The organism is Zarconia sp. (assembly GCF_057467645.1).
The window spans coordinates 72,264-84,544 of sequence record NZ_JBRJXU010000074.1 but is presented as its reverse complement, the minus strand read 5'-3'; the positions used below and the strand labels follow the sequence as shown (position 1 = coordinate 84,544).

10 protein-coding genes and 1 tRNA gene are annotated in these 12,281 nt (G+C 51.2%); 3 read left to right on the top strand and 8 right to left on the bottom strand.

The features are described from left to right. Positions 1 to 302: 302 nt before the first annotated feature. From AC2215_RS10885 to AC2215_RS10855, 7 genes are all read right to left on the bottom strand, one after another. A complete protein-coding gene (locus AC2215_RS10885) occupies positions 303 to 1,316 on the bottom strand; it encodes an agmatine deiminase family protein (protein ID WP_486810017.1) in 1,014 nt (337 codons plus the stop codon). Between the two features lie 173 nt (positions 1,317 to 1,489). Then, positions 1,490 to 3,937 carry a CHASE2 domain-containing protein gene (locus AC2215_RS10880; RefSeq protein WP_486810016.1) on the bottom strand — a complete coding sequence of 816 codons (2,448 nt, stop codon included), beginning with the start codon at positions 3,935 to 3,937 and terminating at the stop codon, positions 1,490 to 1,492. Positions 3,938 to 4,075: 138 nt separating this feature from the next. Continuing rightward, entirely contained in the window at positions 4,076 to 5,035 is a 960-nt protein-coding gene (locus tag AC2215_RS10875; protein WP_486810015.1) for a DUF1822 family protein, read from the bottom strand. A gap of 23 nt (positions 5,036 to 5,058) precedes the next feature. Continuing rightward, positions 5,059 to 5,814, bottom strand: coding sequence for a hypothetical protein (locus tag AC2215_RS10870; RefSeq protein WP_486810014.1), 756 nt, complete (start codon positions 5,812 to 5,814; stop codon positions 5,059 to 5,061). Positions 5,815 to 6,311: 497 nt separating this feature from the next. Continuing rightward, positions 6,312 to 6,388 (bottom strand) — tRNA-Met (locus AC2215_RS10865). Between the two features lie 75 nt (positions 6,389 to 6,463). Further along, positions 6,464 to 7,417 carry an asparaginase gene (locus AC2215_RS10860; protein ID WP_486810013.1) on the bottom strand — a complete coding sequence of 318 codons (954 nt, stop codon included), beginning with the start codon at positions 7,415 to 7,417 and terminating at the stop codon, positions 6,464 to 6,466. 211 nt (positions 7,418 to 7,628) lie between these two features. Further along, complete coding sequence (locus AC2215_RS10855; protein WP_486810012.1) at positions 7,629 to 8,771, bottom strand: SpoIID/LytB domain-containing protein; 1,143 nt, start codon at positions 8,769 to 8,771, stop codon at positions 7,629 to 7,631. Between the two features lie 42 nt (positions 8,772 to 8,813). Here AC2215_RS10855 and AC2215_RS10850 point away from each other — a divergent pair, with 42 nt between their 5' ends. Both AC2215_RS10850 and rnz read left to right on the top strand, forming a co-directional pair. Further along, positions 8,814 to 8,936 carry a hypothetical protein gene (locus AC2215_RS10850; RefSeq protein WP_486810011.1) on the top strand — a complete coding sequence of 41 codons (123 nt, stop codon included), beginning with the start codon at positions 8,814 to 8,816 and terminating at the stop codon, positions 8,934 to 8,936. A gap of 311 nt (positions 8,937 to 9,247) precedes the next feature. Then, positions 9,248 to 10,177, top strand: a complete 930-nt coding sequence (gene rnz / locus AC2215_RS10845) for a ribonuclease Z (RefSeq protein ID WP_486810010.1) — start codon at positions 9,248 to 9,250, stop codon at positions 10,175 to 10,177. Positions 10,178 to 10,259: 82 nt separating this feature from the next. Here the strand turns inward: rnz and AC2215_RS10840 are convergent, their stop codons facing one another. Continuing rightward, complete coding sequence (locus AC2215_RS10840; protein ID WP_486810009.1) at positions 10,260 to 10,724, bottom strand: hypothetical protein; 465 nt, start codon at positions 10,722 to 10,724, stop codon at positions 10,260 to 10,262. Positions 10,725 to 11,403: 679 nt separating this feature from the next. On the opposite strand from AC2215_RS10840, the gene AC2215_RS10835 reads away from it, so the two are divergent. Beyond that, positions 11,404 to 12,192: a hypothetical protein gene (locus AC2215_RS10835; protein WP_486810008.1), complete on the top strand. Its 789-nt coding sequence runs from the start codon at positions 11,404 to 11,406 to the stop codon at positions 12,190 to 12,192. The last annotated feature ends 89 nt before the right edge of the window (positions 12,193 to 12,281 follow it).

Here is a 12,281-nt window from a genome sequence, read left to right as displayed (position 1 = left end):
CCCAGGCTTCGGGTTAACTTTCTCAGTGCCAGTTAACCCGTTTTTTTCCCAGAGATGGCGGTGGATACCGCCAAAGATTTTTTCAAATCTAATATCATCAGCGCGATCGTTTCTCTGCAAAGGCGATCGCGCTTCTCCATGAGTAGAGGTAGGCGATCGATGCTTTGATGCTAATCTATGCCTCTGACCAACCTTGTTTCTTATATTCGTTTCAAGCGATCGCTCTGGCTCTACAATCACAACAAACGATTCCTAGAGTTTTATTGATGTTGTCTAAAGTTCGATCGACCCGGTTCAACCCCTTAAACTTTGGGTTCTTGCTGTGTTGCGCAATGTATACTCCCCCCACCCGAAGCAATACCGTCGATCGCGATTTGCTCGATCGTTCGATTGGGGAATGCTGCGGCTAAAATTGCTTTGGCATTGCGATCGGCTGCTCGATCCCCAAATTTTTGCATAATGACTGCATTGTTGCAGACATAATATCCAATATATCCAGCGGCAAAGTCATCAACCCCATATGCTTCGTTAATTGAGTCGGGTGTATCGAGGATGACGACATTCAATTTGTTCCCATCTGCATCCGTTGCATTTTTTAACGCTTCAATATTCTTTCGAGTGACCTCATAGTCATAAGATTCTCGAGAATTGTCACGACTGACGATGACTTCTCCTGGCTGGGAAAAACGGGCATAAAAATCGATATGACCATCCGTAATATCTCGACCTCGAATACCTTCAAGCCAAATAATTTTTTTCAGCCCTAATAAAAATTTAAGTTCTTCTTCGACTTCAACCTGGCTTAGATGCGGGTTTCGGTTATCGTTTAAAACGCAACTTTTGGTCAAAATAGCTGTGCCGCGACCATCGACTTCAAAACATCCACCTTCAAGTACGAGGTCTGTGGTTTGGATTGTTGCGTTAGCCGTATTGGTGACGAAGTTGGCGACTTTTGCATCTTGAGTGTGTTCTTGTTTGTTACCCCAACCGTTGAAATTGAAGTTGATACCATACTTTTGTCCATCACTTCCGAGAACAAAAGTCGGTCCGGTGTCTCTTAACCAGAGGTCGTCCGTGGTAAAGTCTACAAGCTCGATTGGATAATTCTGTGAATTTAATCCTTCAAGTAGAGAAATGACTTCGTCATAGTCATCAGGACTGACCAGCATTGAGACAGGTTCGTATTTGGCAATGATTCTGGCGATCGAAGCCAAATTTCTTTTGACTTCGGGGATCTGACGGTTCGACCAAATGCGATCGTTCGCGACAAAAGACATCCATGTCCTTTCATGAGTTTCGCTTTCTTCTGGCATCATGAATGAATGACGTTCCCAACGGTCTATCCGACCCGAATTACATGCGAATAAAAATCCTCCAGTCATTAAAGATGTTGATTTAATAAACTTACGTCTTGACAACATTCAATACCTTCCTGAAATTTGCCGAAACAGATCGAAGAACGAGACCGCGACTTCCGAGATGCTCCCGGTTACCTTCTGCCGAGTACAACCACTGCCACTGCCGTCACCAAGATGGCTACAACCGCTGGAACCAACGGCAGCCATCCCCCCAAATGTAACGCGATCGCACAGGCTTGGAACAGCAGCCAACTCAACATCGAGATCGCCCCGGCGAGTATCATCGGAGAACGCGATCGCCCCATCCACGCCACCCCTCCCGCGAACAGGGACCACATCCAAATCCACAACCCATCGCCCCATTGCAAGTGACCCCACTGAGGCAATACCCAAATCGAGGGTCGATCGTTAATGACAGCACTCAAAATGTAACTGATGGTGTGGGCGTGAATCCAAACCCCCGGCATTTTGCCCTGGGGAGTCTCGAAGCGATCGCGGGAGACGGGGGCGGTGTAGCCGATGAGAACGATGCGGTTTTTCACCCAATCGGGATTCACCGTTCCCTGCAAAACCTGTTGCAGAGACACGCGCTGTCCCGGAAGTGCCGCCCGATAGTTGAGCATCACTTGATAACTCATACCGTTGAGATTTTGATAGCCGCCAAATCGGGCAGGCAGGGGATGAAAAACCCGCGAACCCAACTGCCATCGATCGGTTTCCGTCACTTGCAGGGGTTGGACGTTGGCTTGCTCGAGGAAGCGGTAGGCTAGCTGAAAACTAAGGCTGTATGGGGTTTGGCAACTCGATGGCGTAGACGCCAAATTTGGATCGTAGGAGAACAACTGGCGGCGAATGGTGCATTCTTCCACGGGAGAGGTAATCTCGGCGATCGCATTTTGCCCGGATGGGGGTTCGGTGGCGTGGTTGAAATCGACAGGGAAGTTACTAAATCCCATTTGGGCGATGCGTTGCTGGGGGGAAAATTCCGGCGGGGGTTCGTAATCGCGATCGCCTCTCCCAAAGGCGCACACGGAAAATAAATTGGAATGCTGCCCAAATCGGGCGATCAAGTCTTGCCGTCCTTCACCTCGAGGCTGGTAGCGATGCATATCGATGCCGATGGCTACGGGTTGGTGGGTTTGCAAGGCATCGATGGTGCGTACCAGCGTCTCGTCGGAGAGGGGATATCCCCCCAAATCATTGACGTCGTTTTCGGTGACTTCCACTACTAAAATGCGGGAATCGATGGCTTCGGGGGGACGCTGGCGCAGGGTGCGATCGTAGGCGCTCAATTCCCACGGTTGCAGCAAGCCGGAGAATCGAAATCCCATCACCATCGCCATGACTGCCAAACTCAGCAAAAAAAGCGATCGAATGCCCAGGTTGGGTTGGGTGAAAAAAGGGGTTGGAGTTGATGGTGAAGTTGAGGGATGGGGTACCTCGGTAACGGATTCTTCCCGAACCGGATATCCCTGAAGCGATCGCCAATTGGGGGGTGCGATGTTGGGATTTTGATAGAGAATCGGCAGCCAACTGGCGCAGGGAAATCGATCTTCAAGTCCTTGCAACCGTTCCCGTGCCTGTCGTTGGGCGAGATACAGAGATTCCCCACTCGAAAAAGCACTCAGGAAGTACTTTAAGAAGACCTCCGCTACCCGATCGGGAACCGGTTCTCCCATGACGATGGTTTGGGGAAGGTGCAGGTTTTGAAGTTGATGGACTAATCCCAAGCCATCGCAGGAGTTGAAAATCGCCAGTTGCAACCCGCGTTCGATCGCTTTTCGCAACCCGTATTTGAGTTCCGTGACGGTCAAACTTTCCGTTTGATTGATATAAATTCGCCCGGTTTCTCCCTCGGTTTGGGAATGTCCGGCAAAGAATAAAATATCCCAAGGTCGATCCCAAAGACGATCGTTCAATTGAGCGCGATCGGGTTCCACGAGAAATTCCACGTCGGCATCGGGTAAATTCTCCAAACTGCGGCGATCGGTTTCCAGATTGATGCCTTGACTGTTGCCGAGAATGGCGAGAAGGTTGACGGTGTTTTTCTCGGTGGGTTGAAGACGGGTTGCCGTCGCTGTATCTTGTCTAAAAGATCTCGATTCCGATTCAAACGCACTCATAGCGATTCCTGCGTTTGGGTAGCGATCGAAAAAGTCCCATTCGTGCCAGGGAAGTTTGGGTAAATGGGGGTCGTCGGTCCGAATGAGAAATCGAATTTGTTCGTCGCGGCTGAGGGTCTCGCGCAGTCGGCGATCGACCGATTGAAAGGATTCGGCGTTCAGCCACTTTTGGAAGTCATTGCACAACGCTTTTGCGGATTTCTGACAATCGACAATTTGCCGATTTTGCAGTCCTTTGCGAATAATTTTTTGGGCTTTAATTCGACCGGGTAATCCGAGATTTCGATAAGACTCTTCCCAGTGTTTTTGCAATCGATCGGCAACTCCGGGAGCGGATGGTAAATATCCTTTCGTTTTTAAGATTTGCACGTCATTTTCAGATCGGATTTCTAGAATGGCTCGAAATCCAGAGGTATAAAAATCTCCCTCTAGCTCTAGAATTACGATTTTTTCCATCAAATCTTTCCCCAGAACCCAAAACTAAGTCGATAGACACCGAACGATACGCTCTAAGATATCTCAATGAGGAGAATAATCGTTGCGTTTAGACAATCCTCTCAAAAAGAAAAGACCTGTACCCCCGATCGAGTCAATTCAAATTTCAAAGACCTCCGTTACATTGATGTCATTTAAACCGATGCGAATGCTAAACCGTTCCCCCGGTTCGCCGCTAAATTGAAATTCTAATCCTTCACTTTGGGAACCGTCCGCCTGTAAGACTGAATTTCCCGCATCATCAAGTACTGCCATTTGCAAAGCTCTCGGTAAATAAGCGTGCGGCTCGAACGGATACAATTCTACGGTAATATTAAACTCAGAAAGCTCCTCAGTCGGCGCAATTCCCACTAAAAATAGCATCCGATTATCGGCATCGTCGCCGAGGGTGACAAATTTCCCTTGTTTCACTCCTTCTGGCATCGGTTCGATCCGATCGAGTGCGGCTTCGGGATTGCGAAAGTTGAAAGCGAGTTCTGGGGTTTGAAATCCTTCGACGATCGCCTCGATGCTTTTCCATCCCGCATCTACGAGATTGTTTAACCAATCGCTGAGTACCCCAGAAACGGTGGGTGAGGTTGAGGTCAATTCATTTAAATAGTCGGGGAATCGATCGAGAGATTGCAAGCGCTCGAAAGATAGAGTTTCTCTCTCAACGTGAGACGTAAATCCAATTAACTCCGCAACCGTTAATTCCGCATCGAATTTGACGAAAATATAGCCAACGCGATCGCTCCAAACTTGAGGAGGAATCGTGCAATTCGACATCTGGGGCAGTACCGGACGACATTCCAAACGCCCGATATTTTCGACCCATAAATCGGCGGTATCGGCTAAAACTTGTAATATCGGGTTCCAGCTTTGAGCGAGATCGAGACTCGTTTCAAATCCCAAGCATTTTAAGTAAAAATCTACCGCAAATACACTTAACGTATTGACGTAAACTTGCTTGGCTTTGCGAGCATCACCGTGCTGCTGGGAAAATTCTCGAGCAATTTGATGGTTGCCGAGGGTGAGGGGAACCTCAAAGGAGAAAGAATCGGTGCGAGTGTCGTTCATGGCAAGTCGTGTCAGAGTTGGAGCTAGTTTGAGAGATCGGCTTGAAATTGAGGGGCAAACTTCGTCAAACACCGCAGGTAAAAAGAGCTGAGGGTGACGACTTTAACATCGAGTTCGGCGGAAATTTCTTTCCAGGAATATCCCCCAAGAAATTGCAAGGCGATATATTGAAAATTGGCTGCTGGTTTTTTGACAATATGGGTGCTTTGAAACACCCCATAGCGATCGTCCCGGATACACTGAATCACCGCTTCCGAAAGAGAGGGGTTCGATCGCGATCGAATATCGGCCGGTGTTTGTTTGTCCAAGACATCGAGCGTCGTTCGTCTCAGTTGCGATCGATCGGCACCTTTGGGAAACGTCGGCATCAAATCGCGGCCCGCTTCAATGAAAAATCGCTTTTTCATCAAGAAATTCGCCCACTGCAATACTGCCAACTCCGGATTGTATCGATCGATATTCTCGCAGAGGTACAAAAATAACCGTTGCTGAGCTTCGGCATAAATCTCTTCGTAGGTTCCCGGAAACTGCCCGGAGAACGGACGTACGAGTTTGCGAGATCGACCGATAGCACTCACCAGTCTGGCTAAAGCCTGCTGGCGTTTTGGGGTTTTGGGAGGATGCTGCTGGGCTTCTACGGCTAATTGTTTGAGCTGTTCGTCTAAATTCATGAGCCAATCGATTGTTCCCAATTCGGAAGTGCGGATTTGTTGCCCATCGCTACATTCAGAGTTGTGAGGACGGGTTCGGGTGCGAGCATTGCTTTTTCTTGGGAGCATCGGAGGCTTCGAGAGAAAGATACTCGTAACGCTCAAACAGTCCGCACAATGGATGAATGCAGGGATAAACTGCGCACTTTAAGTACTCTGCGCCCGTGCACCTTACAACGGAAGGGAAATTAACAGACAAGTCATGTCAAGGGTGGGTGGAATCCTCTCGATCGCGCAGTGCGATCGATGTTGACTTCCTAAAGGAGATTCGCAAATTAAGCAGTCAAATTCTGCAGATTGGGAAGAACTTTACAAAATGTAATAAGCCGCTGCTGGAAAAGGGTGACGGGTTATCGGGATATTCAGAATTGTTAGGACACTTGTTTTGGTGAGCAACGGAAGCAACAGAAGCTTCGGGGACTTCGGGAGAAGTATGCCGGTAACCCTTAGACCTGGAGTTTAGACTGTCCGTGCCTGAATGCAGCTAGAAAGGGAGAAGATTTCAAAATCAACAAAAAACTCGCAAAACAAAACCCTGTACTTATTGTAAGTACAGGGCTTGTATTTGGTGGCGGGAGGCGGATTTGAACCACCGACCTTCGGGTTATGAGCCCGACGAGCTACCAGGCTGCTCTATCCCGCGTCGTCTTGACTTTCACAAGTATAAGACGATGGGCTCGCAAATTGCAACCCCTAAAAAGAATTTTCTCAGGAATTCTCACAGCATCGACATTTCTCCTACCACTTCCAGGCGTTTGAAGTCGCCGAACGTCATATATTTTTCCGCCAGATTCTCAGCGATCGAGGGACCGATCCAGCCCATTTGCCGGAGAACGTGAATGGCTGCTGCTCGTTTTGCCCGGTGCGCGCCGTCGGCAACCTTAATCGCCAGTCCCATGCCTTCTCCCACTCGCCCAACGCACTGAATGCCTTCCGCACCCGCTTTACTCACCAGTTCTCCTTCGCTGAGGCGCATCAGTTCCGTATCGAACTCCCCTTCTCCGGATATCATTCTCGGGTAGTGAGTCATCGCGCGGACGATGCGTTCTAAATCCAAGCTATCCCCCGAAGCCAATCGCGCATAGAGGGATGCAATTTGCGCCAGTTGCATCAAATACGTCGGTGCGCCGCAATCGTCTCGCGCGCCGATAAATTCGGCCGCCGGCATTCCCGAGAGTTCTGCTAATTTACTCAAAATCAGCTTTTGGACGGGATGGTTGGGTTGGAGGTAGTTCTCCAGGGGCCAGTTGCACTGCCCGCAGACGGCGAGCATTCCGGCGTGCTTGCCAGAACAGTTGTGTTCCAGGGCTGATTGCTTGCCAGGGGGGATCGGACACTTGAGCTGAGTGGGATCGATATCGGCGTGCCAGAGAATGCGGAACACCTGCCTGGCTTGGGCGATCGAACCTTTGTGAGAACTACAGACGATCGCCAGGTCGCGATCGGTTAAATTGTAGCGATCGAGGGTTCCGGTGGAAGTCACCGCCAGGGCTTGGAAGGGTTTGAGGGCCGATCTGGCGAAGGTGGTATCTTCGGGATTGCCCGCCACGGAGAGGACTCGCCCTCGAGTGTCGCAGATAACGGCTTGAACGCGATGGGTCGATTCCACGATCCCTTCTCGGAGCAACTGAACTTCTAGAGTTGCGGTTTGTTTTCTTTTTCCCCTAGTCATATTAGCGTGTGGCGATTTGGCGTCATGCATGGGTCTCTGAGTTGAACCGGCTTGGTTGGCGGGTCGATGGCGGGGTTGGGCTGCTTTGGCGACTCCAGTCTCGCTCGATATTACCCCGATCCGATCGCCCTCGAACGTTGCCGACGATTTTTATACATAGCACTCTAGCATTCTTAGACCGCACAAATCGGAGTGACTCCCGAGTGGTTCGTTACAACCCAATTAAGTTGGTATTCGGATAGTAGTGCCCTAGAATTTGTCGGTAGTTGTATCCTTGCTCGGCCATGCCTTTCGCCCCCCACTGACTCAGACCGACCCCGTGACCGAAACCCCGTCCGGAGATATTAAACGAGTCACCTTGGGCGGTAACGGTAAAGAGAGTACTGCGCAGATTGAGGGCGCGGCGCACGTCTTCCCCCTCGATCGAGCGACTTCCCCCACTGCCGATGACGGTCATCGAAATCACCCGACCGTGGGGGGTGGTGCGATCGGGCACCATCTCGTCAACGGTTCCCACCCCAGAGATGCGATCGCTCAGTTCGCCGCTCGAAAAGGTCTCGTTCCATTGATACACTGGCGCATTCCCATCGTAGTCGGGAACCCCCCGCAGGTAGGGTTTGGGTTCTTGCCAAATTTGCTCCACATCTTCGGTATGACCCCCCGAAGAGGCGTGAAAGACCGCTTCGATCACCTCCCCGTTATAGCCGAGGATTTCCCCCCGCGTGGCATTGACGGCTGCGATCGTACTCGGGTCTTCTTTGTCCGTCCCCACGTATACCTGCCAGAACGTATCGTCCCCCACATCGTAGGTGTCAGTGCCGCGATGTTTGCGCTGGTAGAGGGCATAGGAACGGGCTGCCACTGCCTGGGCTTTGAGGGCTTCGCCGGGCCAACTCGGACTCATCTCCGCCCCCACGACGCTGTAGAGGTATTCTTCCAAATCTACGTAGTTAACCGCCGTCAGCTTCCCATCAGCGAGAACCAGCTTCGTGCGACCGCGATACCAGAGATCGCCAATATAAACGAATCCCCCCTCCCCCGGTTCGATCCACATTTGACTGGCTTGCCAGTGACTCAAGGCTATTTGGTTATGACCGGAGACCGCCAGAAAGGCGTTCATGCCATCGAGTTGACCCAACACGCGACCCGTCCCATCTTTGACCGTGGCGGGCGTGGAACTGCCCACTTTAACTTCCGAGATATCCGATTCGATGGCGACTCGCATTTCTAGGGCGGCAGCCGGGGAGAGGGCCAGCAGCCATAACAAGACGGAGAGTCCCCCCACGGAAGTCGAGCGAGCGATCGAGGATTCGATCGAAGAAACCACCGAGGCGATCGTTCGAGCAAATATCATCAGCGCACCATCCTCCACAATTGAAACCGTAACCATTAGGATATGTCAGACCTAAAATATTCGATCGCCCCGGCGCAGAAAATGTTTCCGAGTTGCGTGGATGGCGATCGCTATTTTGGGAGAGCGTCAACGATCGCCTCGATTTTACCTGACTCGACTTTGTGAATCGACAATTTATGTTTGAGGATTACAGTCTGCAAACCCCAATTCAAAACCTCAGAAAAGGTGGCACATCACATGAGTGTCATCCATTCAATCTAAAATTCCGATCCAGAAATGATTTGAGCGCGATCGTCCGAAAGAAAATCTTTTTGAACGCTAGAATCTATGTCTAGTCAAAAGTGTACGGCTAACTGATGACCCTAGCTGAGTGCTGACGCGCTGATTGCTCCCTGAAATAACACACCCAAACCCCAAACCGGCGCGATCGGGCATAATAGAGTGCAGAATCGGCACTAAAAGACGATCGCAAACCCGTGCAAATTACATTTTTAGGAACCAGTTCCGGAGTCCCCACGCGATCGCGCAACGTTTCGAGCGTCGCGATTCGCTTAGTCCAACGGGGAGAAGTATGGCTGTTTGACTGCGGTGAGGGAACCCAACACCAACTCCTGCGCAGTCCGGTGAAAACCAGTCAAATCCGCCGCATCTTCATCACCCACATGCACGGCGATCATATTTTCGGGTTGGCGGGGTTGCTTGCCAGTATGGGAATGGCGGGGGATGTGGACAAACTCGATCTCTACGGTCCTCCCGCCCTTGAAGACTACCTCCAGGCTTCCACCCGCTATTCCCGCACCCACTTGTCCTACCCGATTACGTTTCACAAGCATCACAAGGGAATCATCTACGAAGACGACGAGTATCTCGTCCGTTGCGATCGCCTCGAACACAAGGTTCCCGCCTTCGGATACCGGGTGGAAGAAAAAGATCGCCCCGGTCGATTTGATGTTGCCAAAGCCAAAAAACTCAATATTCCCCCCGGTCCCATCTACGGTCGCCTCAAGCAAGGGGAATCGGTGACGCTACCGGATGGTCGTCTGATTCGCGGGACGGATTTGTGCGGCGAACTCCAACCGGGACGAAAAGTAGTGTACTGTACCGATACGATTTATTGTGAAAACGCCGTGGAACTGGCGCGGGAAGCGGACGTGCTGATTCACGAATCCACCTTTGCCCACCAGGACGCGCAACTGGCCTACCAGCGCCTTCACTCCACATCCACCATGGCCGCCCAAGTTGCTTTGGGTGCGGGAGTGAAACAGTTGCTGCTCACCCATTTTAGTCCCCGCTACGGACCGGGAAATGGAATTACTCTCGAGGATTTACTCCAAGAAGCGCGGGCGATTTTTCCCAATACGGAGATGGCGAGCGATTTTCGGACGTTTGATGTGGCGAGATCGTAAATCAGTTTTAGGGGCAAGGGGTTGTGGAGGCAGAGGAGGAGTCAATGCATAATCTTCCCCCACACCCCATCTCCCCTTTCTCCTAAATCTCGCTCGAGCTTCCTGAGGTTGTTTCCAAATTCCGAGCTTCAAATTTTCCGGCTTGCAATCGCGATCGAATCTCGGCAAGGTGCGATCGGGTATTCACCGGTAAACGCGGTTGGGGCAGTTCCATGTTCGGCCAGGTGGGAATGTCGCTACAGGGACATTCGGGGTTGGGCATACCGCGCTCGCGCAGGGGGACGAGGATGTCGCATCGGGCGCAAGGGGCGAGTTCCCACTCAGAACTGAGGAGTTGCTCGATGGTTTGCGGCATTCCTTCGAGATAACAGTCCCCCGACTCGGGAGAGCAAACTAACTGCCAGCAGGCTTCAAATTCGGGACTGTAGCGATCGCCGCAAACGATCGAGCGAGGGCACATCCATTGCTGGCCGTTGCGAATCCAGAGCTTTTTACCCAACTGAAACCAGTAAGCGAGATACTGTTTGACGCAATCTGTCGAAGCCATAATATCAAATCGGGTTGAATAACCGTAAGTCTGTGTGAGGCGAAGAGAGGATTTTGGACGTTGGAGATGTTGCCGGAAGTCTCCCCTGAGCGGGTGAAATAAATGCAGGTAGCAGGGGAATAAAGGTCTAGTTTTAGATACAACGACAGAGTCTCAATTTTCGATCGAAAACTTACTCGAACTACGTTTATAGTAACGAAGAAAAAGTGTCTGGGAACCCTCAAAAACTTGAAATAGTATTAAATTGAGTGAAGCCAAAGTAACAACTGATATATCTCCTTACGGGGTGATGCAGAAGACAAATTCCCGGTCCCCCCTTCCCGATAAGAGAATGCTGTGCGTAATTGATGCCTTCGCGCGCGCGTCTCATGCAGGAGAATCGAGCATTGGAAGGAAACGAGATTTCAAGACTTGCATCTTCCCAGTCCTCCCCCAGTTTCCCATGCTCAAGACCGAGCGCAACCACCGGAATCTAAACAACTTACCCCGGTCAGTCTTGCCCCTTCCCCTTATCCCCGGCGTCGTCAGGTTTTGGATCGTGAAGTCGTACGTGGCGTTACAGTGCAACTGGGCACCCGGAAATCGAACGTAACCTATCTGAAACTGGGCAACAATATCGCGCTACACTAATCCCAGAACAATCGATCCTCCAACCATCCGCATCGCGAGCAGAAGTAACGTGGCACAGGCTTTATCCGAATGGCAGCAATTTCTCCAGTGGATTCAACGGGAATTGCGAGTGCGCTCGCGCCGGGTATCCTACAAGCGGCCGTCTGCGAGTCAGTTGAAAGTCTATCGAAGTTGGCTCGTGGGAGTCGGCGTCCTCACCCTCGTTCTTTGGCACTGGAAACTTGCCCTTTCCTTGGGAACGGGGGGATTGGCGATGTTTGTGGCCTATTCCAGCCAGAGTTGGAACTGGCAGCGCATTCGTAATTCCCTCGATCGAGTATGGGATCGCCAGAACCGGCAATTTACCCTGACCCTCGCTAGCGGCGGCGTGGCAACCCTGGGAACCTATATGGCATTAGCCCTATGGACGGGGATGGAAAACCACGCTTTGGCGATCGCGATCGTGCTTCAGGGGATGGCGACGTTGGCGGTGTTGGGGTTGCTAGTTCGCGCCGAACTGACGCGACGTTCGTCCCGCCGCTATGTGAGTTTCGATCGCCAACTCGATCGCCTTACCGATACAGATCCCCTCGTTCGGGCGATCGCCGTTCGCCAAATCCTTCGCCTCTGGCAGGAAAACTCTTTAGAACCCACCCACCGAAAAGCCGCTGCCGATGCCTTTCGTTTGATGTTGCGCCGAGAACCCGAATCCCTGGTTCGGAATTCCGTTCTTGAAGGTTTAAAAGCCATGGGAGAGTTAAAAACCCTGACCTCGGGAACACCCCCCATTTCGATTCCCGTTGAAAAAAGTAAAAGTTACCAAAAGAAAGACGGGAAGCTGAAAGCCTCCGTGTTTTAACCGGGGGATGAAAGCGACACGAGTGGCTTTAGCCGCCTAATAACTGGAGTTTAGACTAAACTCCAGTTAATTGACAGACCACTAGAAAT

What these genes read in the sequence shown, in the direction of transcription:
- AC2215_RS10885 (WP_486810017.1), bottom strand. Translation starts at nt 1,316, where the DNA reads ATGATGCCAGAAGAAAGCGAAACTCATGAAAGGACATGGATGTCTTTT.
- AC2215_RS10880 (WP_486810016.1), bottom strand. Translation starts at nt 3,937, where the DNA reads ATGGAAAAAATCGTAATTCTAGAGCTAGAGGGAGATTTTTATACCTCT.
- AC2215_RS10875 (WP_486810015.1), bottom strand. Translation starts at nt 5,035, where the DNA reads ATGAACGACACTCGCACCGATTCTTTCTCCTTTGAGGTTCCCCTCACC.
- AC2215_RS10870 (WP_486810014.1), bottom strand. Translation starts at nt 5,814, where the DNA reads ATGCTCCCAAGAAAAAGCAATGCTCGCACCCGAACCCGTCCTCACAAC.
- AC2215_RS10860 (WP_486810013.1), bottom strand. Translation starts at nt 7,417, where the DNA reads ATGACTAGGGGAAAAAGAAAACAAACCGCAACTCTAGAAGTTCAGTTG.
- AC2215_RS10855 (WP_486810012.1), bottom strand. Translation starts at nt 8,771, where the DNA reads ATGATATTTGCTCGAACGATCGCCTCGGTGGTTTCTTCGATCGAATCC.
- AC2215_RS10850 (WP_486810011.1), top strand. Translation starts at nt 8,814, where the DNA reads ATGTCAGACCTAAAATATTCGATCGCCCCGGCGCAGAAAATGTTTCCG.
- AC2215_RS10840 (WP_486810009.1), bottom strand. Translation starts at nt 10,724, where the DNA reads ATGGCTTCGACAGATTGCGTCAAACAGTATCTCGCTTACTGGTTTCAG.